We start from the raw sequence: 23,928 nt of genomic DNA on the forward strand, positions 1-23,928 counted from the left end.
CAGGAGGAGCATTCCCATGCACCTGCCCCGATCCCCCCGGCGCAGATCCTTCCCCAAGTTCTCGACTTCGCTCGAACAGGGGAGACCCCATTCGTGGGCCACGGCCGCGATCACGGCGGCGGCCGTGCTGATCGGCCCGGCCCCCGCCTTCGCACAGTCCGACGCGACGGTGAGGAGCACCGCCGCGCAGAGCACCGCCGAGGTCGACTCCGCCGTTCTCGACACCGTCAAGAAGGGCGAGGAGTCGACCTTCTTCGTCGTCCTGAAGAAGCAGGCCGACCTGTCCTCGGCCAAGCGCGGGCGCGGCCACGCCGCGAAGGCGAAGGCGGCGTTCGCGTCGCTGCGCGCCGAGGCGAGGAACAGCCAGCGGCCGCTCACGTCCTTCCTGGACAAGGAGAAGGTCGGCTACGAGTCCTTCTGGATCGCCAACACGGTCAAGGTGACCGGCGACCAGCGGCTCGTCGAGGCCCTCGCACACCGCTCCGACGTGGCGAGCATCGTCAAGGAGCACCACTACGAGCTCGATGCCACCGAGAGCGCGGCCTCGGACGCCGCGGCCGACGCCGATCCGGGCACCCCCGAATGGGGCGTCGCGGACATCAGGGCCGACCAGGTCTGGGACCAGTACGACGACCGCGGCGAGGGCATCGTCATCGCCAACGTCGACTCGGGCGTCCAGTACGACCACCCGGCGCTGAAGGCCAACTACCGCGGCAACAACGGCGACGGCTCCTTCACGCACGATTACAACTGGTACGACCCGACGGGCCAGTGCCCGACCTCCGCCCCCTGCGACAACAACGGCCACGGCACGCACACCATGGGCACCATGGCGGGCGCGGGCGGTGTCGGTGTGGCGCCGGGTGCGAAGTGGATCGCGGCCAAGGGCTGTGAGTCCAGATCCTGTTCGGACTCCTCGCTCCTCGCGGCAGGCCAGTGGATCCTCGCGCCGACCGACCACACCGGCCAGAACCCGCGCCCCGATCTCGCCCCCGACATCGTGAACAACTCCTGGGGCGGCGGTGACACGACCTTCTACCAGGACATCGTCGAGGCGTGGAACGCGGCCGGGATCTTCGAGGCGTTCGCCTCCGGCAACGACGGCGACGGCACGACCTGTTCGACCGGGCACGCGCCGGGCTCGCAGGCGCCCGCGTACGGCGTCGGCGCATACGACGTCAACGGCAGGATCGCCGACTTCTCCGGCTTCGGACCGTCCAGGCTCGACGGCTCGATGAAGCCGAACATCTCGGCCCCGGGTGTCGACGTCCGCTCCACCTGGCCGGGCAACACGTACAAGGCCATCTCGGGCACGTCGATGGCGACGCCGCACGTCGCCGGCGCCGTCGCCCTGCTGTGGTCGTCGGCCCCCTCCCTCATCGGCAACATCGACGAGACCCGCGCGCTGCTGAACGAGGGCGCCGTCGACGTCGACGACACGCACTGCGGAGGCACCGCCGACGCGAACAACGTGTGGGGCGAGGGCAAGCTCGACATCTTCGCTTCCGTCGACAAGGCTCCGCACACAGCGGCCGTCCTCACCGGCAAGGTCACCGACAAGGCGACCGGCACCGCCCTGACCGGCATCACGGTGAAGGCTTCCGGGTCCGCCTCGACGCGCACCGTGACGACCTCGGCGGACGGCTCCTACCGGCTCACGCTGCCGGCGGGCACGTACGACTTCGCCCTCAGCGGCTACGGCTACGCGGACGGCTCCGCGTCCGGCCTCACGGTCGCCACCGGTGAGCAGCTCACCAAGGACTTCGTACTCGAGGCGGTCGCCTCCCACGCGGTGTCCGGCACCGTCCTCGACGTCACCGGCAAGCCCCTCGCCAAGGCCACCGTCCAGGTCGCGGGCACTCCGGTCGCCCCCGTCACCACGGACGCGACCGGACACTTCGACCTGCCGAAGGTCGCCGAGGGTTCGTACACGCTGACCGCCGCGCCCGCCGAGCCCGTCCTGTGCAACGGCACGTACAACGGCAAGCTGGCCGTGGACGGCGACGAGACGCTCACTGCCCGGGTGCCCGCCCGCTCCGACAGCGCCGGCAACAGCTGCACCCCGGCGACGTACTCCTGGATCGGCGGCAGCGGCAAGGTCGCGCTCAGCGGTGACGAGGACGCGAAGACGATCGCGCTGCCCTTCCCGGTGAAGCTGTACGGCGTCTCCTACTCCAGCGCGAGCGTCACCACGAACGGCCTGATCAACTTCCTGGAGCCGCGGCTCGGCGACTACGACAACGTCGCGCTCCCCTCGGTGGACAAGCCCAACGGCACCGTCGCCGCCTTCTGGGACGATCTGACCCTCGACAAGAAGTCCAGCGTGCAGACCGCGGTCACCGGCAGGGCCGGCAACCGCACGTTCGCAGTCGTCTGGAACAACGCCGCCTTCGCGGACGGAAGTTCGGGCCGCGTCTCCTTCGAGGCCGTCTTCGACGAGGCCACCGGCGCCGTCACCCTCCAGTACCTCGCCGTGCCGGGCGGCGGCGCGAGCGCCACCGTCGGAATCGAGAACCAGGCCGGCACCGACGCCCTCCAGTACTCCTTCAACGAGCCGGTCCTCACGGACCGGTCCGCCATCCGCATCGCGCAGGGGACCAAGTGATGAGAACCGACTCCCGGCGGGCGCTGCGGCTCGCCTCCGCGCTGGTCGCGGCCGGTCTGGCGCTGAGCGCCGCGCCGCCCGCGCTGGCCGCCGACGACGGCAACGGCCTGCTCACCCTCACCAACAGCCAGGCCGAACAACTGGCTGACCACGCCCGGCTGGACGCCTACGCCGCCGCCGACCACGAGACGGTCGACCCGCAGGGCTCGAACGAGGGCTCCGACACCTCCGGGACGGACGACGGCTCCGGCTCGCACCTCGACGAGGGCACCGGCACCGACGGTGCCGTCACCCTCTCCCCCAAGTCCGCGCTGGAAGGCGTGCGCGGCCTGGCCGCCACCGTCCCCGCCGGGGGCAAGGGTGGCGACTACTTCACCCTGCACAGCCTCGGCAGCGTCCAGCGCAGCAAGGCCGACGGCACCGCCCTGTGGCGACGCGACAACGCCTCGTTGTACGCGGACTGGGGCGTCAAGAACTCCAGGCCCTGGCAGAACGAGCCGTACCCGGCGCGCATCGTCATGGGCTACAACGCGGTCAGCCCGTTCACACCCGCCTCCGACCAGGGGTACGCGACCGGCGACCTGACCGGCGACGGCGTGGACGACGTGGTGTTCTCGGCGAGTGTCGGCGTGAACCCGTACCGCCCCTTCACCTCGCCCGGCTCGACCCTCGCCAACGGCACCTTCGTCACGGTCCTCGACGGGAAGACCGGCCGGACGCTGTGGTCGAAGCTGTACTCGTACGCCTCCAACGTGAAGCTCGTCGGCAAGACGCTCGTCGTCACGGACGCGCCGTACTACAACCTCAACTCCCCGGCCGCCGCGACCGCCACCGTCTCCGGCATCCGCTTCTCGTACGCCGACGGGGCGCTCGAGCCCACCGACACGTGGACGTACGACACGGGGGTGCGCACCACTACCGCCTGGGGCGCCCTGGAGGATCTGGGCGGCGGGCTCGTCGCCGCGTCGTACAGCCGGCGCAAGACCGCCACGTCGGCCGGGCTCGGGCGCACCCTTGTGCTCGACACCGTCGACGGCAAGGTCAAGTGGCAGACGGACAGCGCCCTTTACTCGCGCCAGCTGCACCTGGACACCGCGCGCGGACGGCTCGTGGCCCTGGAGCAGTCCGACCCGAACGACGGCGTGAAGTACGAGATCGACTCGTACTCCCTGGCCGACGGCAAGCGGACCACGCTCGACACCCGGATCAACGCGCTGCCCACCGACATGACAATCGGTGACCTGCGCGGCGACCGGAAGCCCGAGTACGTGGTCAGCGAGTCCACGCTCGACCCGCAGCTGTACCTCAACTCCAACACCGTCCGGGTCGTGGACGGCGCGGACCCGGCCTCCATGCTGTGGTCCTCCACCGTCAAGCGGGCCGCCGACAACAGCCACGACGGGCCGAGCGTCTGGAGCCTCGACGTCGTCGACGGCAGCCTCGTGACGACCGCCCAGGACGACACCGGCATGAACACCGCGGAGAACCCTGGGGGCGGGCAGTACGCCTCGCTCACCGTGTTCTCCGGCAAAGGCGCCGTGCGCTGGCAGGAGAAGGGCGTCGGCGCGTCGCCGATGTTCGCCCAGGTCTACCGCGACGGCAGCGGTCAGCACGTCCGTACGGTCGACCAGAACCAGAACCTGCGCACCTACGGGTTCGGCAACGGCAAGCAGCAGGGCGTGCTGCCCTTCCAGGGCGACCTGTCGTCCTCGGCCTCGGCCGACCTCGACGGCGACAAGAAGAACGACCTCGTCGTCGGCGGCAAGTCCAACGGAGTGTGGGCCTACTCGGGTCCCTCGCTGACCGCGGGCAAGCCGAAGCTCCTGTGGAAGGCCACTGTCCCGGGCCAGGTCCACCGTATCGAGAAGGGCGACGTCAACGGCGACGGCGTCGACGACTTCGCGGTGGCCGCGGACACGGCGGTCGCGGTCCTCGACGGCCGCACCGGCAAGGTCCTCGAACGCATCGAAGGGAACGGGCAGTTCGTCCGCTCCGTGACGGTCGCCGACCTGAACGGTGACGAGCGCGCCGACATCCTGGTGCCCACGGACAAGCTGCGGGCCTACCGCGGCGACGGGTCGGCGCTGTGGACGTACGCGGCTCCAGACAGCGCGGGCGACGTGGTGTTCGGCGACCCCGCGGTGGGCGAGGGCCGGGTGTACGCGCAGTACACCAGCGCCGACTCCCTCGACAAGGAATCGCCCGTCGTCGACGGTGTCGCCCTCGACGCCGCGCGGGGCACCGTGCGCTGGACCGCGTCCCCGAAGGCCCCGGCCGAGGCGGTCGACGGCAAGCTGTACGGCGCCGCCCTGAGCCGAGGCGTCTTCACCTCGCCGAAGATCCCGTACGCCGACGGGCACGCAGTCGTCTACACCTGGATGGCGGCGACCTCCGCGACCGCGTCGGGTGCCCCGGACGCGACCGGCCTGCGCAACGTCGTCGAGATCCGCGACAGCCGCACGGGTGAGGTCCTCCACCAGGGCCTGGCCGGCGGCGCCTGGACGCTCGGGGACTACTTCACCGGGCCGGAGGGGCTGATCCTCGCGGGGACCGCCGCGTTCCGCACCTACGGGGCCGGCGGCCAGGACTACTCGATGTTCACCATGGCCACCACGGAGACCGGAGGCTTCCTGACCGGACCCGGCGGAAGGCGGCTCCTCGGCGCGGGCACGCAGGCGGGCCTCGACCTCTACGACCCGGCCGTGCTCACCGCGGGCCGCAACTACCCCGACGCCGTGGGCCGCGTCACGCTCCTGGGCGCCCGGGAGTACTTCTCCGGCGACCTGGACGGTGACGGTGTCGACGAGGTCGTGAACCTCGGCTTCGACGAGACGGGCTTCGACCGGACGACCGAGCTGCTCGGCGGCCGGTACCTCCAGCAGTTCACCGCCATCTCCCAGATGACCGTGAACACCCTCTCCTGACGCTCGCCGTCACCCGCAGGCCCTCCGGACATCCGTTCGGGGGGCCTGCCGTGTGTCCGGAGAAGGGGGTTAAAGTGCGCCCTTATGGGTGCGGACGACACGAACCACGGCACGGAATCCGCTCCTCCGCTGCTGCGCCTGCACCTTTTCGGCGGGTTCCGGGTGACTCGCGACGGCGGGCCCGCGCTCGCCGAGCGATGGCCACGGCCCAGCGCCCGCGCCCTCGTCAAGCTCCTCGCGGTCTCCCCCGGACACAGCCTGCACCGCGAGCAAGCCATGGACATCTGCTGGCCCGACGCCGACCCCTCCGCCGCGCTCGGCAGCCTGCGCGTCGCCCTGCACGCCGCGCGCCGCGCCCTCGAACCCGAACTCGCGCCGCGCGCCGCCTCGTCCTACCTCACCTCCGACGGCGCGCTCCTGCGCCTCGATCCGGACGCCGTCTGGATCGACGCCGACCACGCGGAACACCTCGCGGACCTGGCGCTCGCGTCGGGATCGTCGCCGCAACTCGCCGCCGCGCTCAACGCGTTCACGGGCGATCTGCTGCCCGAGGACCGGTACGCACCCTGGGCCGAGGCCCGGCGCGAGCAACTGGCCGTGGTGTCCGAGCGGCTGCGGATCGCGCTCGCCGAGGCCCTCCTCGAAGAGGGCGCACCCGAGGAGGCCGCGGCCGTCGCCCGGCGCGCCCTCGACGAGAACCCCGCCGACGAACGCGCCCACCAGGTCCTGATCAGCGCCTATCTGAGGCAGGGGCTCCGGCGCCAGGCCGTGCGTCAGTTCCACGCCTGCCGGGAGTCCCTGGACGCCGAACTCGGCCTGCGGCCCGGCCCGGAGACCGAGCGGCTCCATCTGCTCGCCCTCGACAGCGGCAGCTCCGTGGCCCCGGTGGCGCGGCCCGCCGGTGGCTTCGCGCCGCCCGCCGTGCTGCGCGGCCCGGCCCCCACGCCACTGCGCGGGCGCGAGGCGGCGCTCGGCCTGCTGCTCGCACCCGACGCGCCACCGGTGCAACTCGTCGGCGGCGAGGCGGGGCTCGGCAAGACGCGGCTCGTGACCGAGGCGGCACGGCGGGCGGCGGGCGAGGGCGCGGCGGTCCTGTGGGGCGCGGGCCACGACGCGGAGGGGCACACCCCGTACGGCGTCTTCGTCGAGGCGCTGGATGCGTGGCTGGCCGACCGGTCGCCGTCCGAGCGGGCCCGGATCGGCGGCGAATACCCCGAACTCGCCTCACTGCTCCCCTCGTTGGGGCAGATCGGAGCGGGCGCGGAGCGCAGTCCGGAGGAGGAGCGCGACCGGCTGTTCCGGGCGACGGCGGGGCTGCTCGGCGATCTCGCGGCGACCGCGCCCGTGCTGCTGGTCCTGGACGATCTGCACGCCGCCGACACCGGGTCGTACCAGCTGCTCAGCCATCTGGCCCGCCGGGCGGTGACCACTGGGACGGATTGGCGATTCGTCGTGACCTATCGCGCGGAGGAGCTCGACGCGACGGACGCGCGGCGCACCGCGCTGGACTCCCTGGTACGTCAAGGGATGGCCCGCGCCGTGGAGTTGGGGAGGCTCGGCCGGGCGGATTGCCTGGCGGTCGCCGAGGACGCGGGTGCGCGGACCGGGCTCGACCGGGTCTGGGAGCTGTCGCTCGGCAACCCGCTCTTCGCCCTGGAGCTGGCCCGTACCGTCGCCGAGGGCTCCGATCCGGCGGGGCTCAGCGCCCCGGAGGGGGTGCGGCAACTGGTGGCCGCGCGGCTGGCCCGGCTCGGTCCGGCGGCGCGGCGGGTCGTGGAGGCGGTCTCGGTGGCGGGCGGGGGCGCCGCACTGTCCGAGGTGCTGGACGTCGCCGAACGCGGGCTGCATCCGCCGCTGTCGGCCGCGGAGGCGACGGAGGCCGTGGACGCGGCGGTCGCGGCGTCGGTGGTGGCGGAACGGCCGGTGGTGGTCGGCGGCCGGCCGCTGCCCGGTCTCGCCTTCCGCCATCCGCTGGTGCGGCTGACCTGTTACGACGGCCTGTCCGCCGCCCGTCGCCGCCGGCTGCACTCGGCGTACGCGGAGGCGGTCCTGCGGCGCAGGCCGGACGCGGTCGACACGCTGGCCTCGCATCTGGCCCGGGCCGACGACCCCCGCGCCACGCAGTATCTGCGGCAGGCCGCCGAACGCGCCGCCGCGCTGTGCGCCAATGACACGGCGGACCGCTACTACGCCGAACTGACGACCCGGCTCGACGCGTTGGCCGCCGACGCGGCCCGGGTCCGGATCGACCGCGGCGCCGTGCTGCGCCGGATGGCCCGCTACGACGAGGCGGCGGCGGTGCTGCGCGAGGCCCTGGACGACATGGTGCGGCGGGGCGACCGGGACGGCCGGGTGCTGGCCGCCGCACGGCTGACCGAGGTGCTGGTGAAGCACCGCGCCACCGACGAGGGCGAGGCGCTGCTCCGCACGTATCCGCCGGGGCCGGACACCCCGGCGCTCACGGCCGCGACCCACCATCTGGCGGCGGCGGTCCTGAAGTTCGTGACCGGGCAGTACGAGGAGGCGCACGCCAGCGCCCGGACGGCACAGCAGGCGGCCGATGCCGTGCCGGAGAGCGGGCGGCGCGGACTGCTGGCCCGTGCACTGGGCATGCAGGCCACCTCGCTCGGACTGGCGGGCCGGCTGGCGGAGGCCCGTCCGGCGGCCGATCTGGCGCTCCCGCACGCGGAGGCGTACGGAGATCAGGAGCTGCTCGTCACGGTCCTCTCCGTCCAGCGGGAGCATGCCCGCAGGTCCGGGCGGCTCGGTGAGGCCGTCTCGACGGGGCAGCGTGCGCTGCGGCTGGCCGAGCACACCGGTGATCCGACAGCGGTCGCGTTCGAACGGGCCAACCTCGCCGAACTTCACCTACTGCTAAGGGAGTTCACGGAGGCCGAGGAGCTGGCCCGGGCGGCGGTACGGGAGACGGGCGAGCGCGCCGAGTGGTGCACCCCGTACGCCCTGGCCGCGCTGGCCCGGGTCCGGATCAGGACCGGCGGGCCGGGGGCGGCGGAGCTGCTGGCACGAGCCGGGGAAGCGGCCGGGGCCCAGGGCGACCAGCAGGCCGTGCACGAGGTGCGCACAGCACGGGCGGAGCTCCTGGTGCGCGAGGGCCGCCCGCGGGAGGCGCTGGCGGTGCTGGCCGACGACAGCGGGCCCGGCACGGCCCCGTTGCTGGCCTGGGCGCACCTGCTGTCGGGGCGTCCGGAGCACGCGGAACGGCTGGCGTCGCAGGAGACGGTGCGCGCCGAACAGGCGGGCGAGCGGCTGTCGTTGACCGAGGCCTATACGGTGCGCGCGGCCGCGCTCGCGGCACTGGGCCGGGAGCGGGTGGCGCACCATGAGTTCGGCCGGGCGGCGGCCCTGGCAGCAGAACTCCCTTACCCGGCAGGGGCGTTCGCGGTGGTCGAGGCCGCCGGAACGGACTGGACCGCCGCCGGGAACGGGCTCCCCGGCTGACCCGGCGTCCGGACCGGACTCGCCGGGTGACCCCGCCCGTTCCGGTTCCTCCGGGATGCCATCGGCCCGGGTGACCGTCGCCCGTTCCAAATCCCCCGGACGGCCGTCGGCCCCGGTGACTATCGCCCGTCCCACGTCCCCGGACGGCCGTCAGCCCCGGTGACTATCGCCCGTCCCACGTCCCCGGACGGCCGTCAGCCCCGGTGACTATCGCCCGTCCCACGTCCCCGGACGGCCGTCGGCCCGGGCGCCTGTAGGCCCCCGGGCAGCCGTTGTCAGCCGAGTTCCGCGGGCTCCGTGCCGGGGGTCTCGAACTGGGTGCGGTAGAGCTCCTCGTACCGTCCGCCGGCCGCGAGGAGTCCTTCGTGGGTGCCGCGCTCGACGATCTGCCCGTTCTCCACGACCAGGATGAGGTCGGCGGCCCGTACGGTGGAGAGCCGGTGGGCGATCACGACCGCGGTGCGTCCGGCGAGGGCCTCGGTGAGTGCCTCCTGGACGGCCGCCTCCGAGGTGTTGTCCAGGTGGGCGGTGGCCTCGTCGAGGATGACGACGCGCTGGCGGGCCAGGAGCAGCCGGGCGATGGTCAGCCGCTGGCGTTCACCGCCGGAGAGCCGGTAGCCGCGTTCACCGACGACGGTGTCGAGCCCGTCGGGCAGCGAGGCGACCAGACCGTCCAGGCGGGAGCGGCGCAGCGCGTCCCAGAGGTCCTCCTCGGTGGCTTCGGGCCGGGCGAGCAGGAGGTTGGCGCGGACCGACTCGTGGAAGAGGTGGCCGTCCTGGGTGACCATGCCGAGGGTGTCGCGCAGGGTGTCGGCGGACAGGTCGCGTACGTCGATGCCGCCGATGCGTACGGAACCCTCGTCCGTGTCGTACAGGCGCGGCAGCAGTTGCGCGATGGTCGACTTGCCCGCTCCCGACGAGCCGACGAGTGCCACCGTCTGACCGGGTTCGGCGCGGAAGGAGACTCCGCGCAGCACTTCGTCGCCGCCACGGGTGTCAAGGGTCGCAACGTCTTCGAGCGAGGCGAGGGAGACCTTGTCGGCGGACGGGTAGCCGAACCGTACCTGGTCGAACTCCACGGACACCGGGCCTTCCGGGACCGCCCGTGCGTCCGGCTTCTGGTCGATGAGGGGCTCGAGGTCGAGAACCTCGAAGACCCGCTCGAAGCTGACGAGAGCGCTCATCACCTCGACGCGCGCCCCGGCGAGGGCGGTGAGCGGTGCGTACAGCCGGGTCAGCAGCAGGGCGAGGGCGACGACTGCGCCCGCGTCCAACTGGCCGCGCAGCGCGTAGAACCCGCCGAGCCCGTAGACCAGGGCGAGTGCCAGCGCGGACACCAGGGTCAGGGCGGTGATGAACGCGGACTGGGCCATGGCCGTGCGTACGCCGATGTCGCGCACCCGGGCCGCTCTGGCGGCGAATTCGGCGGACTCGTCGGCGGGCCGGCCGAAGAGCTTGATCAGGGTGGCGCCGGGTGCGGAGAAGCGCTCCGTCATCCGGGTGCCCATCGCGGCGTTGTGGGCCGCCGCTTCCCGCTGGAGCCTCGCCATCCGCGTACCCATGCGGCGCGCGGGCAGCACGAACACCGGCAGCAGCACCAGGGCGAGCACGGTGATCTGCCAGGAGATGGAGAGCATGACGCCGAGGGTGAGGAGCAGCGTCACGACATTGCTGACGACGCCGGAGAGTGTGTTGCTGAAGGCGCGCTGGGCACCGATGACGTCGTTGTTGAGGCGGCTGACGAGCGCGCCGGTGCGGGTGCGGGTGAAGAACGCGATCGGCATGCGCTGCACATGATCGAAGACCGCGGTGCGCAGGTCGAGGATCAGTCCTTCGCCGAGGTTCGCCGAGAGCCAGCGGCCCGCCAGCCCGAGCGCGGCCTCCGCGACGGCGATCACCGCGATGAGCAGGGACAGCCGGGTGACGGTGCCGCCCTCCTTGCCGGCCACGATCGCGTTCACGACGCGTCCGGCGAGGACGGGCGTGGCGACCGCGAGCAACGCCGTCGCCACGCTCAGGAGCAGGAACAGGGCGACGCGGCGCCGGTGCGGACGGGCGAACGCGGCGATGCGCCGCAGGGTGGCTCGGTCGAAGGGGCGTCGGTCCGCTTGCGCGTTCATGACGTTGTGGAGCTGTGTCCACGCGGTGGCTTCCATACTCATGGGAGGAAACGTACGACCTCCAGCGGACTTGAGGTCAATGACTGCCGCCGGGACCGGTGAGATGGAGCGGTGGGGAGCGGCTGCTGCTGTGGGCCGAAAATTGGCCCACGGCCCGGGTGGTGGGAATGATTCGCGCAAAGCTTGCGCGGTAGGGGGCGGGTGAGCCGGAAGTGTCAGGGGCGGTTCCCGTCATCTGTGAGCTGCGGTTCCGGTCCACGAGGGCACGGGCGGTGCCGGGGTTCCGGCAGCGCCGGGGGCTCTCCTGCGTTCTGGCCGCGCCCGCCGCGTGTCGCCAGCCCGGCCGCCGCGAGCAGGAGCGCGCCCAGCATGACGAACGGGGCCGCGGTGCCGGCCACTCCGGCGATCAGACCGGCGGACGCGGGGGCAGCGACCTGGCCCAGCCGGTTTCCGGTCAGCCGGAGGGCGAGTGCGGTGGAGCGGGCCTCGGGCGGGGCGGCCTGGACCACGGTGGTCATCGACAGCGGCTGGCCGACCCCGAGACAGAAGCCGAGTACGGCGAGCATCGCGGCCAGCGCCGCCACGGGGACGGGCAGGGCGATGCCCGCGCAGAGCAATCCGGCCAGCAGACACGTCGAGGTGAGCAGCGCCGTACGGCCGAGGACGCGGAGCATCGGGGTCATCACCAGGCGGCAGGCGATGGTGGCCGCGGCGCGCAGGCTGAGCAGCAGCCCGATGGTGGCGGGGGCGATCCCGCGGTGCTCGCCGACCACGGGCAGATACGCGGTGAGGATGTCGGTGGCGGAGAGCACGGCGAGGCTGATGAAGATCCCGGCCGGAACCCCGCGGGCCCGCAGGATGCGGCCGACGGGGACCTTGGCGACCGGTTCCGCGTGGCGGGCCGCGGGCGTGGAGCGGTGTTCGATGCGCCAGAGGGAGCCGAAGGAGACGGCGGCGACGGCCGCCGAGACGATCAGTGCGAGTGCGCTCGTACGGGCCATCGCGCCGTCCCGCTCGGAGATCACGTACCCGGCGGCGATCGGGCCGATGAGCTGGCCGAGGGAGGCGCCGATGGTGAAGTGGCCGAAGTTGCGGTCCTGTTCGGCCGGGGCGGACTGCCGGGCGACGATCGACTGGGCGCCGATGACGAAGCAGAGATGGCCGAGCCCCATGACGCCGCTCCAGGCCGCCATCGCCGTCAGCGAACCTGCCCGGCCGCTGAGCGCGCAGCCGCCCGCGATCAGGACGACACCGAACGGCAGCAGGGGCGCGCACCGGCCGTGGTCCGTTCTGCGCCCGAGCGGGACTGCGGCGAAGAGCGGCAGAAGCGCGTACACGCCCGTGATCACACCGATGGCGCGCTCGTCCGCGCCGAGCGAGAGGGCCCGGTAGGAGACGGCGGGCCGCGCCATCGACACCGCCCCCTGCGCGAAGGCGAAGGCGATGACGAGGCGCAGCAGCCAGCTCCTGCCGGGCTCTTGGGAACGGGGCACGGTCAGATGATGCCGAAGAGGAGTCCGGCGCAGAGCACCACCAGTGAGGTGAGCGCGGCCCATTTGACCGTGAACCTGGTGTGGTCGCCGAATTCCACCTTCGCCATGCCGACGAGGACGTAGACGGCCGGGACCAGCGGGGACGACATGTGCAGGGGCTGGCCGACCAGGGAGGCGCGGGCGATCTCCAGCGGGGAGACACCGTGGGCGGCGCCGGCTTCGGCGAGTACGGGGACGACGCCGAAGTAGAAGCCGTCGTTGGACATGAAGTACGTCAGCGGGATGCTCAGGATGCCGGTGACGATCGCCATGTGCGGGCCCATGCCGTCGGGGATCGCGCCGACGAGCCAGTCGGCCATGTGGTCGACCATGCCGGTTCCGGAGAGGACGCCGGTGAAGACGGCGGCCGCGAAGACCATGCCGGAGACGTTGAGGACGTTGTCGGCGTGGGCGGCGATGCGGGCCCGCTGGTCGGGCATGTGGGGGAAGTTGACGGTCAGGGCGAGGGCCGCGCCGAGCAGGAAGAGCACCGGGATCGGCATCAGTTCCATGATCATCGCGGTGAGCAGGGCGACGGTGAGGCCCGCGTTGAACCAGTAGAGCTTGGGACGCAGGGTGGCACGGTTCGGGTCCAGCCCCTTGAATCCCTCGTCCTCGTCCTCGTCCTCGTCCTCGTCTCCTTCGGCTTCGGCGCCCCGGGCGTCGCCGGCGTCCGCGCCCGTCCCCGTACCGGCTCCGCCGGAGTTCGTGCGGGTACGGTCGCTGCCGCCGCCCGACCCGACGAGAACCGTCTGCGACTCCGTGACCGTCTCCGTGGTCAGCACCTCGTCGAGAGTGAGCGTGCCGAGCCGCTTGCGCTCGCGCCGGCCCAGCACGACGGCCAGGAGCAGGACGGCAGCCAGTCCGACGCCGAGCGCCGGGATCATCGGGACGAAGATGTCACCCGCATCCAGCTTGAGCGCGGTGGCGGCACGGGCGGTGGGGCCGCCCCAGGGAAGGGTGTTCATGACGCCGTTCGCCGTGGCGGCGACGCCGGTCATCACGACCAGGCTCATCTTGAGGCGCTTGTAGAGCGGATACATCGCCGAGACGGTGATCATGAAGGTGGTGGAGCCGTCACCGTCGAGCGAGACGATCGCCGCGAGCACCGCCGTACCGATGACGATGCGCATCGGGTCGGCCTTGCAGAAGCGCAGGATGCCCCGCACGATCGGGTCGAAGAGGCCGACGTCGATCATCACGCCGAAGTAGACGATGGCGAACATCAGCATCGCGGCGGTCGGGGCCAGATTGCCGACGCCCTCGATGACGTAGTCACCGAGCTTCGCGCCCTGGCCGACGGCTACGCAGAACAGTGCGGGGATGAGGACCAGCGCCGCGATCGGCGACATCTTCTTCATCATGATCAGGACCAGGAAGGTCGCAATCATGGCGAAGCCGAGGATTGTCAGCATGTGGGATACCTATCGTTCACCCTTGAACTCCCGCCGGAGTCGGCGGTCCGGATGACGTTAGGGCGCGTCTCACCGCGTTAACAAGATGTTGACATGCGAGCAATACGAGCAAAACCCCAGGTCAACGCGGTGGTCACGCGGCGGGCACAACCGGCGGCGCGTCCGGCGGCACCACCGGGGGCATTTCCGCCGGTGGAACCGGCGGCACGCCGTCCGGTGCCTCGGCAGGCGTCACGGTCACCGGGATGCCGTTGAGCGCGGCGGCACCGGAGAGCGGGTCGAGTGAGCACGGCGGTACCGGAGAGCGGGTCGAGCCGGGTGCCGTCCAGGAGTTGGTTGACGCCGGCACCGGGACGGGCAGCGGCGACGGACAGCCGGGTGCCGGGGCGGTCGTGCCCCCACCCGTGCGGGAGGCTCACCACTCCCGTCCGTCCGCTCTCCGTGAGCTCGGCCGGGACGGTCGGCGCGCCGCCGTCGTGCCCTGCGGGTGGGCGAGCAGCCGCTCCAGGGTGAGTCCTTCGGGGCGACGCCGAAGCCCTCGCCGTACGGGCCGGGGCGGAGCATCAGGTCGAGGCGGCGTTCGGGGCCGGCGCGGTCAGTCCAGGACCTGCGCGAGGTAGGCCCGGAGCAGGACACGGGTCTCGGCGACGATGGCCGCGTCGCCCGACGGGTCGGCACGGAAGGCCAGTTGGAGGAGGGCGTCGGCGGCCTCGACGCAGACCAGGACCGTCCGGAGCAAATCCTCGTCGGGGGCGCGGCCGAGGTGCCCGGAGAGGAGTTCGGTGAGCCGGCCGGCGACCCGCTGGTTGGCGTCGTGGGCCGGGTCGTCGTCGGGGGCCGGTGCGCCGAAGTCGACGAGGGCGAAGCCGGCCACGGAGCGCTTCATCCCCAGGTACTCGTCCAGGACGGCATCGATGGCGCTGCGCCAGTCGTCGGCCGGGATGACGGCGAGGCGGGCGGTGATGCGTTCGGCGTAGCTGTCCAGATTGCGGCGGGCGAGAGCGTCGGTCAGCGCGCGCTTGTTGGAGAAGAACCGGTAGACGGAGCCGATGGGGACCTCGGCGCGGACGGCGACGGCCCGGGTGGAGAGCTGCTCGTAGCCGGTCTCGTCGAGGAGTTCGGCGCAGGCGTCGAGTATCCGCGCGAGGCGTTCGGCGCTGCGCTGCTGCACGGGGGCGCGGCGGAGGTTCGTATTCGCATGGGGCACGGGCTCCATGATGCCGTGGGTCTCCTCTGCGGGTGGCGGCCCGGTGCGGGCGCGGCCTCATGCGATGAGCAGGGACAGCCCGCCGATGGTGTACGTGATCATCAGGACGAGGAGCGGGAGTTGCCCCGCGACGGCGCGGCCGGACCGGAAGAGGCGTACGGACCTGTCGTGCGCTGCGACGACGCCGAGTACGTGGCCGAGGACGATCGCGGCGACCTGGAGCGTGGCGACACCGCCCGGGCCCAGGGGTGGTTGGGGCGGGACGGGATTGTCAGTGCCGGATGCCACCATGACGGTGCGTGGCCCTTCGGTGACGAAGAGTGTGAAGTAGTGGGCGACGAGATAGCCGAGGGCGATCGGGACGAGCGAGTGCGCGAAGGCGGTGAGGGGATGTCGGAGCCGACCGGAGATGAGCCGGGTGGCGCCGGTGCAGAGGGCATAGAGGGTGGCGACGAGAGCGACGGCGCCCAGGAGTCCGAGCGTGGCCGCGGTGGTGCGTCCCAGCGGTGAGGTCTGGACGGTGGTGATCCAGGACGGGGCGTCCGAGAAGCCGTCATAGGCGGTGGAGCCGAGCATGACGCAGACGGTGGCGACGAGTCCGGGGGTCTGCGGGGTGGCATCGAGGCCGTTGAAAGGGGAGCGGAGTACGAGGCGGCGGTCGGCGGGGCGGCGGCCGAGCGGGGAGAGCCGGGCGAGCAGCCCCGAGTAGACCTCGAAGGCGTCCGCCCGGTCGAACCATCCGGCGCCGTGGCGGGCGGCGCCCGCGAGGTGGACGGCGGCGTAGACGGCGAGGAAGAGGAGGAGAGCGGTGGTCGACGCGGGGTCGGGTGCGACGAGTTCGAGCCAGGTGAAGGCGAGGAGCCCGGCTGCGGCGGGCCGGAGCCCGAGGCGCGGGGGAAGGGGACGGCCCGCGGCCGGGTCGCGGCCGAGCGCGCGGCAGCCGAGGAGGTGGATGGTGCGGAGCGGGTTGAGCAGTCGCCAGACGGGACCGAGGAGGAGTGAGGCGGGGACGAGCCCGACCCAGAGGAGTACGTAGACGGCGCCGGGGGCCGGATTGCGGTCCGGGTCGTCCGGACCGAGGAGGAGGTGGAGCGTGACGAACAGGGCGGCGGCCAGCCCGAGTACGCGCGCGGCGATACGGGTGGGGCGGGCGTCGGCGAGGCGCTGGACGGCGGCCGGGAGCGGTCGGCCGGCCCGGTCGCCGCGGAATCGGGAGGCGGACCAGAGCAGGCCGAGCGCGAGGAAGGAGACGAAGAGCGCGGCAAAGGCACCGGCGAAGGCGTAGAAGGGGGACAGCGGGAGATCGTGCTGGGCGCCGATGCCATGGGCGAGGACGCTCACCGTACGACGAGTTGGGTCAGGAGCAGGTCGGACTCGTGCGTCTCGACTTCGAAGAGCCCGGTGCGGTCGGCGGTGAACGTGAGCGTGACGGTCTTTCCGGCGGGCAGCCGGGCCTCCTTGTCGTAACCATGGACGTGGACGGTGTCGGCGTGGTCGCTGCGGACCCGGAGGGCGATGATCCGGCCCTTCCTGATCTCGGTGCGGCCGGGGGCGGGGCTGACCTTGCCGTGGGAGACGACGATCTCCAGGGTCGTGTCGGGCCGGGGCGTCCCCGGTGGGTGTGTCGCGGGTGCGGTCGGCGGTGCGGTGGCAGTGGCGAGGGAGGTGGTGGCCTGGATCAGGGCGGAGTTCACGGCCCAGGCGGTGTGGTCGTCGGCATAGAGCCGGGCGGTGAGGCCGGTGCCGCCACCGGCGCCGCGGACGAGGGACTCGGGAAGGTGGTACCAGGAGCCGTAGACCCGGGCGAGGGGGTGGCCGTCGAGGAAGAGGCGGGCGTGGCCGCGCCCGAGGAGAGCGGCGCCGCCCACGCTGTCCGGGGTGAACCGGAAGTTCCGTACGGAGAGGTGGACGTTCCACCCGTCCTCGGAGTCCGGCCGGACGTCGACCGTCACCTCGGGGGCGCCCTTGGCGTCGACCTGACGCAGCCGGTGGCCGGATCCGTCGTCCGTGGTGAGGAGCCGGCCGACGCTGCCGGCGGCCTGCTCGTGGCTGGTGCCGGGTTTGTGGTGGGTGGTGGCCCGGCCGCCGCAGGCGCTCGCTCCGAACAGGAGGGCGCCCACGGTGAGTGCGGTGACGACTGCGACGCCCGGCCGGACGGCCCGCGGTCGCCTGGGGGCACGCTTCACGATGCGTCTCCTTCCGGATCAGGGGTCGGGGCCTGGGCGGGGCCCCGGGCAGGGGCCGGTGCGGCGACCGCGTCCGTAGCCCGGCCCGCCGTCGGCGCTCCCTGTTCGCCCGCCACTGCCTGTTCGCCCGCCGCTGCCCGTTCGCCGTGCCGGGCGGCGGCCACGACGGCCCACACCACCCAGATGACGCCGAGCAGTCCACGCACCCAGGCAGGGCTGAGCGGAATCCACGGGATCATGAACACGGCCTTGTCGACGGCGTCGAGCAGCGTGAGCGCGCCCAGGACCACCGTGGTCCAGCCCAGCCAGGGCCGTTTGCCCCGCAGCACCAGCCCGATCCCGGTCCACCACACCCCGGTCAGCAGCAGCGCCAGCGCGGGCACGTAGGAGGAGGCCGCCCCCATCGTCGATCCGGCCACGTCCAGCCCGAGACCGATCAAGCCGAGCACCGTGACGGCGGTGGCGAACCCGCTGCCGCGAAGCCTGCGCCACCACAGCACCCCGCCGACCAGCGCGAGCACCACCGCGACCGCCAGCGCCAGCTGCACCTCGATGCGCTCGATGCCACGTGCTCCGTACCAGTCGCAGCCGGCCGGCAGCCGCCGCGCCTGCACGTTGTAGTCGGCGCAGACCAGCAGTTGGGCCAGTTTGACCGGTTCGCCGACGAGCCGGTCGGTACGTCCGGACACGGCGCCGCGCTCGGAGCCGCAGGTGGGCAGGGCGCGCGGGGAGGACGGGCCGGTGTCCGACTGCCAGCAGTTGCCGTCGCCCTGGCCGTCCCACCACACGTCGGTGCGGTTGGGGCGGGAGTTGCCCGCCTTGTCCGTGCCGAGGCGGTTGCCCGCGTACCGGTTGTGGTGGGAGGTGTCGGCCTGCTTGGACAGCGCGTTCTCACCGCGAATGAAGGCGGGGACCGCGGTCAGGAAGAAGGCGGCGCGCTCCTGCCCGTAGATCCAGTTGTTCTCGTAGAGGTTCCAGTTGCCGCCCGCGGTGATGATGCCGGAGCCGGGCGGCATGGAGATCTGCGGGCAGACGACGCCGTCCTCGTAGCCGCGGTCCACGGGCGGCTTGGCGCAGGTCCCGTCGGCGACGTACGGGTAGTAGTCGGCGTTGTTGTCGTGGATCAGGTTGCGTTCGAAGCGGGCGTGGTTCTGCGGCAGTCCCGGGTGGCCGGGGAAGGCGCTGTCCATCGAGGCGCCGCCCATGTTGTGGTCGAACTCGTTGTCGTGGACGTAGACGGAGTCGCCCGCGGTGCCGGAGTAGCCGACCATGTTGTGGTGGCTGCGGCAGCCGGTGATCTCGATCGAGTAGCGCGGCACGTCGTAGCCGTACGCGTCATTGATGTTCGACGCGCTGCCGGGGTAGATGCCCGAGTCCCCGTTGCCGTACGACTCGCAGTTCTTGTACAGCCCGTGGTCGCTCGCGAAGGTCAGAAAGCCGTATTCGTCGTTCCACCGGGTGAGGACGGAGTCGATGACGAAACCGTCCTGGGCGAGGACGTACAGGGAGTTGAACGTGGTGCGCTGGGCGGTGAAGTTCTTGAAGTAGACGCCGTCGGAGCCGTCCGCGCGGATCGCGTTGAGCTTCTGGTACTTGGCGTCGACGACGACATCCGTGCGCTCGGCGCCCGTCCCCTCGATCTGGAGGTTCTTCTTCCCGAGGATCGCCACCAGGTTCTGGTTGTGCGGGCACTGCGCCTGCTGCGCGTAGGACAGGATCTGGTAGCCGAGCTTGGAGTTGGGCGCCTTCAGCCGGGCGCACTCCCCCACCGGCTTGGGCAGCGAGGGCTCCTCCTCGTACAGGCCGGGCAGGATGGCGATGTTCATGCCGGGCCTGTCGACCGCGTCGACGGCCTGCTGCAGATGGCGGTAGCCGGACTTCAGACACCGGTCGAACAACTTCAGGTTCCGGTCCCGCAGCCCCTGGGGAAAGCCGGATGTGCGGCGCTCGAAGTCCGCCCGGTCGCTCTTGCAGACCAGCAGATCCGGTTCGCCGGAGCGGTACACGGGGACGCTGCCGGTTCCGTCGGGCAGGGTGACCGGACGTTCCTCGTGCGCCTGGGCGGCGGGAGCCGCGAGGAGGGCGACGGCGAGCGCCGCCAGAACCACCAGAAGTCTTCGTGTCCACGACATGTGCGGGAGAGTAGAGCATTGTTCAACTTTTGGAACCCCCCTGTGCACCACGAATGCCGTTGACGCGCTTCGCTTCGATTCCTACGGTTATCCATAGGATTTCTTCGGCACCGGGAGCGCACATGAGCGGCATCGAGCAGGCGAGGAAGACGGCGGAAGGACTTGAGTACTGCGCCGGTTTCGGCAATCAGCACAGCTCGGAGGCGGTGCCGGGGGCGCTGCCACACGGCCGTAACTCTCCTCAGCGCGCGCCCCTCGGACTCTACGCGGAGCAACTGAGCGGCTCGGCCTTCACCGAACCGCGGGCACACAACCGCCGTTCCTGGCTCTACCGGATCCGCCCGTCGGCCGCTCATCCCCCGTTCGTCCGTATCGACAACGGGGCGATCCGGACAGCCCCGTTCACCCATTCCGCACCCGATCCCAACCGGCTGCGCTGGGATCCGCTCCCCGCGCCCACGGCCGGTACGGACTTCGTGGCCGGCCTGTGGACCCTCGGCGGCAACGGCGACGCGACGCAGCGCACCGGCATGGCCGTGCACCTCTACCACGCCGACGCGTCCATGACCGACCGGGTGTTCAGCGACGCGGACGGCGAGCTGCTGATCGTCCCGGAGCGGGGCGGCCTGCTGCTCCGTACCGAACTGGGCCTGCTGCGCGCCGAACCGGGGCACGTCGCGCTGATCCCGCGCGGCGTCCGTTTCCGTGTGGAACTGCTCGACGCCACCGCCCGCGGCTACGTCTGCGAGAACTACGGTCAGCCTTTCACCCTCCCCGACCTCGGTCCGATCGGCGCCAACGGCCTGGCGAACGCCCGGGACTTCCTCGCCCCCGTCGCCGCCTACGAGGACGACGAGCGCCCGGTGGAGGTGATCAACAAGTTCTGCGGGAACCTCTGGTCCGCGACCTATGACCACTCGCCGCTGGACGTGGTCGCCTGGCACGGCAACCACACCCCGTACGTCTACGACCTGCACCGCTTCAATGTCATCGGCTCGATCAGCTACGACCATCCCGACCCGTCGATCTTCACGGTGCTGACCTCGCCGTCCGACACCCCCGGGCTGGCCGGGGTCGACTTCGTCGTTTTCGCACCGCGCTGGCTGGTCGGCGAGGACACGTTCCGGCCGCCGTACTTCCACCGCAATGTGATGAGCGAGTACATGGGCCTGATCGAGGGCGCGTACGACGCGAAGACGGCCGGCAAGGGCGGGTTCGTACCGGGCGGCGGCTCGCTCCACAACATGATGTCGGCGCACGGTCCCGACCGGGAGACCTTCGACCGGGCGAGCGAGGCGGAGCTGAAGCCGCAGAAGATCGACGACGGCCTGGCCTTCATGTTCGAGACCCGCTGGCCGGTGACGGCGACCGGGCAGGCGACCGCCGCCGACCATCTGCAACGCGGCTACGACGACGTGTGGCAGGGTCTGAGCCGCAACTTCAGGCCGTAGGCGACGACGCCACGTATCGGCCCCGCGTCGTCGCGTCCGCTGTGTCGCAGTACGGAGAGACCAGGTGACCCAGGTGCCTCAGATGCCCAAGCTGTCCCAGGGACACGCCTTCGCCCCCGATTCGCTGGTCCTGAACCGCAAACTGCCGTTGTGGTACCAGGTCTCGCAGTCGTTGCGCGCCTCGATACTGGGCCGCACGAAGGACGCCTCGGCGCGGCTGCCGACCGAGGAGCAACTCGCCGCGCACTACGGCGTCAGCGTCCTGACGATGCGCCAGGCACTCAAGGAGCTGGAGACGGAAGGGCTGATCAGCAGGCACCGGCGGCGCGGCACGTTCATCGAGCCGCGCGCCCGCCGGGTGTCACCGGTCCGGCTGCTGGGCTCGATCGACGCGATCGTGGCCCAGCAGTCGGGCGAGCGGGCCGAGGTCCTCGGCCACGGTCCGATCGCCGTGCCGGGCGATCTCACCGAGTACTTCCCCGACTGCGCCGAGGTCGTCAGCTACCGCAGGCTGCGCCGCGACGGGGAGAGCGACGAGCCCACCAACTGGGCGGAGAACGCGGTGCGTCCCGAGGTGGCGGCCCGGCTCGATGTCGCCGATCTCGAACGCTGGCCGATGACCAAGGTGCTGCGCGACCGGGTCGGCGTCCGGATCGCGCGCATCACCGACACCGTCGAGGCGCGCCTCGCGGACCCGGCGACCGCCGAACTCCTCCAGGTCCCGCTGCTGAGCCCGATCCTCTTCTACACGGGGGTGACGTACGACGAGAGCGGCCGGGTGGTGGATGTGGCACAGATCCGCTACCGGGGCGACCGGTTCTCCTTCTCGGTGACCGTGGAAGCGCACTGACGGCCCGCCCTCCGGCGCCGTTACGATGCCGGAGGCGGTGGCGACGGGGAGGACGACACGGTGGCAGCACGGGCGGCGGCCGGAACCGGCGGGGGCGACGAAAGCCCGCTGCTCGACGACCTCATGCCATGGTCCGTACGGCCGCTGCGGACCGGGCGCCCCTGGGTGACCGCCCCGGACGCCGGTTCGCTCAAGGCCCGTTGGGGGCGGCTGGTCCGGGCGGAGGCCGCCGAGCGCGAACGGCTGTTCCGGCCCACCCGACTGCGTACCCCGCAGACGCCGGTGGCGGCGCTTCCGGGACAGGCCACCGGCACCGGACGTTTCGCCCGCGAGACCGGACCGTGCCCCGAGCCGGTACGGATCCTGCACGGCCCGTTCGACGAACAGTGGCTGCTCCCCGACCACCGGCTGATCGACGCGGCCCGCCCCGAGCTGTGGCGGGTCGCCGACGGGCACCAGCTCTTCGCCGTCGAGCACGGGTACGTGCCCCAGGACACCGGACCCGCCCTGTCCGTGACGGCGCTCCTGCCCGACGGCCACTCCCCCGCCGGCCGGCCGGGCCGGATCCGGCCGCTGTACCGGCGCCCCGGAGGTCTCGAACCCAACCTGGCCCCGGGACTCCTCGCACTGCTCCGGGACCGCCACGGGGACGCGGTCACGGACCGTTCCGTGCTGGCGTGGACACTCGCGGCGGCCCGTCACTCCCCCGCCGGGTGCGTGGTCCCGCTGCCGGCCGACACGGCGCGCTGGTCGGCGGGCGTGGAGCTGGGGCAGGAGTTGCTGCGGCTGCAACTGCGCGGCGCCCGGGGCGGGGAGCGCCCGCGGTTGCCCGCCGGGCGCCGCCCCTATGTGCGGGCCTCGGTTCCGCCCGTACCGGCCACGCTGGAGTACGACCCGGCCGACGAGGCGCTCCTGCTCGGCACGGGCCGCATCTCGCCCGTGCCCGCCGGGGCATGGGAGTTCCGGGTGGGCGGCGTCCGGATTCTGGAGCTCTGGTTCGCACGCCGTACGGCGACGGCCGGGGCGAAGGACATGGACGGCCTGGAAGCGGTCCGGCCGCGTACCTGGCCCCAGGAGTGGACCTCGGAGCTGCTGGAACTGATCACCGTGCTCGCCCTGCTGGCCGAACTCCGGCCTCGGCAGGAGGGCCTGGCGGAGGGCCCGCGGATCACGGCCGACGACCTCCGCGCGGCGGGTGTCCTGCCGGTCCCGGCCGCGGTCCGGCGGCCGGCCTCGGTGCTCGATCATCAGGAGGAGGGCCCGGACGGGCAGTTCGCACTGCTGTGACGGGGCGCCCGGGGGCCCGTGCGCTACCGGTCGAAAGAATCCAGCACCCGGTGCAGCGCCCGGTCGAAGACCCCCTCCAGATCGATCGGCCCGGAGTCCTCGGCGAATCCCGCCGCCATCCGCGGATACTTCCCGGTCGCGATCTGGCTGATCAGATAGTTCGTGCGCGCGGCGTGCTCCTGCTCCTCGGACCAGGGCAGCGAACGGCTGCGCTCCGCCGTGGCGATCTCGTTGGCCACGTAGGTGGTGACCACACCGTTGACCATGGCGATGAGTTCCATCTTCTCGCCGAACCGCGCGTCGACCCCGTCCAGACAGCTGAGCGTGTACTCCAGATAGCGCAGGGCGTTCGGGCTGAAGCCGTACACGGGTGACATCAGCCGGGGCGCCCAGGTGTGGCGGTGCATCATCGCGCGGGCCTGATGGGCCAGCGCGACGAGATCGGCGCGCCAGTCGCCGGACGGCTCCGGGAACTCGTAATCGGCGCTGACCGCGTCGAGCATCAGCTCGTACAGGTCCTCCTTGCGCGGCACGTAGTTGTAGAGCGACATCGTGCCGCAGCCGAGCTCCGCCGCGACCTTCCGCATGGACACCGCGTCGAAACCCTCCGCATCGGCGATGCGGACGGCGGCCGCCGCGATGTCGGCGCGGCTGAACGCGGGCCTGGGGCCGCGGCCCGCACGCTCGGGGCGCGCCCAGATCACTTCGGGTACAGCGGGTCGCCCCACCATTGATCATCACCTCTCCCACCATCGTAGTT

The 23,928-nt window shown here is 72.1% G+C and carries 14 protein-coding genes and 1 pseudogene; 6 read left to right on the top strand and 9 right to left on the bottom strand.

What is annotated here, in order from left to right:
- The first annotated feature begins 16 nt into the window (after window positions 1-16).
- From ACFU8Q_RS08295 to ACFU8Q_RS08305, 3 genes are all read left to right on the top strand, one after another.
- Complete coding sequence (locus tag ACFU8Q_RS08295; RefSeq protein WP_384449581.1) at window positions 17-2,605, top strand: S8 family serine peptidase; 2,589 nt, start codon at window positions 17-19, stop codon at window positions 2,603-2,605.
- Window positions 2,605-5,529 (top strand): FG-GAP repeat domain-containing protein, encoded by a 2,925-nt coding sequence (locus ACFU8Q_RS08300; protein WP_384449584.1) that lies wholly within the window; start codon window positions 2,605-2,607, stop codon window positions 5,527-5,529. Before ACFU8Q_RS08295 ends, ACFU8Q_RS08300 begins: the two co-directional genes overlap by 1 nt.
- A gap of 84 nt (window positions 5,530-5,613) precedes the next feature.
- On the top strand, window positions 5,614-8,988 hold the full coding sequence (locus ACFU8Q_RS08305; RefSeq protein WP_384449587.1) for an ATP-binding protein: 3,375 nt from the start codon (window positions 5,614-5,616) through the stop codon (window positions 8,986-8,988).
- Between the two features lie 275 nt (window positions 8,989-9,263).
- Here ACFU8Q_RS08305 and ACFU8Q_RS08310 read toward each other — a convergent pair whose 3' ends face one another.
- The 8 genes and pseudogenes from ACFU8Q_RS08310 to ACFU8Q_RS08345 form a co-directional block, all read right to left on the bottom strand.
- Complete coding sequence (locus ACFU8Q_RS08310) at window positions 9,264-11,150, bottom strand: ABC transporter ATP-binding protein (RefSeq protein ID WP_384449590.1); 1,887 nt, start codon at window positions 11,148-11,150, stop codon at window positions 9,264-9,266.
- A 173-nt stretch (window positions 11,151-11,323) separates the two neighbouring features.
- A complete protein-coding gene (locus ACFU8Q_RS08315; protein ID WP_384449593.1) occupies window positions 11,324-12,601 on the bottom strand; it encodes an MFS transporter in 1,278 nt (425 codons plus the stop codon).
- A 2-nt stretch (window positions 12,602-12,603) separates the two neighbouring features.
- A complete protein-coding gene (locus tag ACFU8Q_RS08320) occupies window positions 12,604-14,055 on the bottom strand; it encodes a CitMHS family transporter (RefSeq protein ID WP_384449596.1) in 1,452 nt (483 codons plus the stop codon).
- A 284-nt stretch (window positions 14,056-14,339) separates the two neighbouring features.
- Window positions 14,340-14,561: pseudogene (locus ACFU8Q_RS08325) on the bottom strand (molybdopterin dinucleotide binding domain-containing protein); the annotation flags it as partial.
- A gap of 89 nt (window positions 14,562-14,650) precedes the next feature.
- On the bottom strand, window positions 14,651-15,271 hold the full coding sequence (locus ACFU8Q_RS08330; RefSeq protein ID WP_384449599.1) for a TetR family transcriptional regulator: 621 nt from the start codon (window positions 15,269-15,271) through the stop codon (window positions 14,651-14,653).
- 48 nt (window positions 15,272-15,319) lie between these two features.
- Window positions 15,320-16,603, bottom strand: coding sequence for a hypothetical protein (locus tag ACFU8Q_RS08335; RefSeq protein ID WP_384449602.1), 1,284 nt, complete (start codon window positions 16,601-16,603; stop codon window positions 15,320-15,322).
- Window positions 16,600-17,382: a hypothetical protein gene (locus ACFU8Q_RS08340; protein WP_384449632.1), complete on the bottom strand. Its 783-nt coding sequence runs from the start codon at window positions 17,380-17,382 to the stop codon at window positions 16,600-16,602. The genes ACFU8Q_RS08335 and ACFU8Q_RS08340 overlap by 4 nt, the downstream gene beginning before the upstream one ends.
- 62 nt (window positions 17,383-17,444) lie before the next feature.
- Window positions 17,445-19,580, bottom strand: coding sequence for a right-handed parallel beta-helix repeat-containing protein (locus tag ACFU8Q_RS08345; protein ID WP_384449605.1), 2,136 nt, complete (start codon window positions 19,578-19,580; stop codon window positions 17,445-17,447).
- A gap of 122 nt (window positions 19,581-19,702) precedes the next feature.
- Between ACFU8Q_RS08345 and hmgA the strand changes: the two genes are divergently transcribed.
- From hmgA to ACFU8Q_RS08360, 3 genes are all read left to right on the top strand, one after another.
- Window positions 19,703-21,031 (top strand): homogentisate 1,2-dioxygenase, encoded by a 1,329-nt coding sequence (gene hmgA, locus ACFU8Q_RS08350; protein ID WP_384449608.1) that lies wholly within the window; start codon window positions 19,703-19,705, stop codon window positions 21,029-21,031.
- Between the two features lie 82 nt (window positions 21,032-21,113).
- Window positions 21,114-21,881 carry a GntR family transcriptional regulator gene (locus ACFU8Q_RS08355; protein WP_384449611.1) on the top strand — a complete coding sequence of 256 codons (768 nt, stop codon included), beginning with the start codon at window positions 21,114-21,116 and terminating at the stop codon, window positions 21,879-21,881.
- 60 nt (window positions 21,882-21,941) lie between these two features.
- The gene (locus ACFU8Q_RS08360) at window positions 21,942-23,168 is read left to right on the top strand and encodes a type ISP restriction/modification enzyme (RefSeq protein ID WP_384449613.1); all 1,227 of its coding nucleotides are present in this window, start codon (window positions 21,942-21,944) and stop codon (window positions 23,166-23,168) included.
- A gap of 23 nt (window positions 23,169-23,191) precedes the next feature.
- On the opposite strand, the gene ACFU8Q_RS08365 is transcribed toward ACFU8Q_RS08360, so the two are convergent.
- A complete protein-coding gene (locus ACFU8Q_RS08365) occupies window positions 23,192-23,899 on the bottom strand; it encodes a TetR/AcrR family transcriptional regulator (protein WP_384449616.1) in 708 nt (235 codons plus the stop codon).
- Window positions 23,900-23,928: the final 29 nt, after the last annotated feature.

Origin of the sequence: Streptomyces sp. NPDC057543 (assembly GCF_042801895.1) — a bacterium.
Classification (GTDB): domain Bacteria; phylum Actinomycetota; class Actinomycetes; order Streptomycetales; family Streptomycetaceae; genus Streptomyces.

Excerpts from the sequence above, each read along its gene's own strand:
- ACFU8Q_RS08295 (WP_384449581.1), top strand. The coding sequence starts at position 17 with ATGCACCTGCCCCGATCCCCCCGGCGCAGATCCTTCCCCAAGTTCTCG.
- ACFU8Q_RS08300 (WP_384449584.1), top strand. The coding sequence starts at position 2,605 with ATGAGAACCGACTCCCGGCGGGCGCTGCGGCTCGCCTCCGCGCTGGTC.
- ACFU8Q_RS08305 (WP_384449587.1), top strand. The coding sequence starts at position 5,614 with ATGGGTGCGGACGACACGAACCACGGCACGGAATCCGCTCCTCCGCTG.
- ACFU8Q_RS08310 (WP_384449590.1), bottom strand. The coding sequence starts at position 11,150 with ATGAGTATGGAAGCCACCGCGTGGACACAGCTCCACAACGTCATGAAC.
- ACFU8Q_RS08320 (WP_384449596.1), bottom strand. The coding sequence starts at position 14,055 with ATGCTGACAATCCTCGGCTTCGCCATGATTGCGACCTTCCTGGTCCTG.
- ACFU8Q_RS08330 (WP_384449599.1), bottom strand. The coding sequence starts at position 15,271 with ATGGAGCCCGTGCCCCATGCGAATACGAACCTCCGCCGCGCCCCCGTG.
- ACFU8Q_RS08345 (WP_384449605.1), bottom strand. The coding sequence starts at position 19,580 with ATGTCGTGGACACGAAGACTTCTGGTGGTTCTGGCGGCGCTCGCCGTC.
- hmgA (WP_384449608.1), top strand. The coding sequence starts at position 19,703 with ATGAGCGGCATCGAGCAGGCGAGGAAGACGGCGGAAGGACTTGAGTAC.
- ACFU8Q_RS08355 (WP_384449611.1), top strand. The coding sequence starts at position 21,114 with ATGCCCAAGCTGTCCCAGGGACACGCCTTCGCCCCCGATTCGCTGGTC.
- ACFU8Q_RS08365 (WP_384449616.1), bottom strand. The coding sequence starts at position 23,899 with ATGGTGGGGCGACCCGCTGTACCCGAAGTGATCTGGGCGCGCCCCGAG.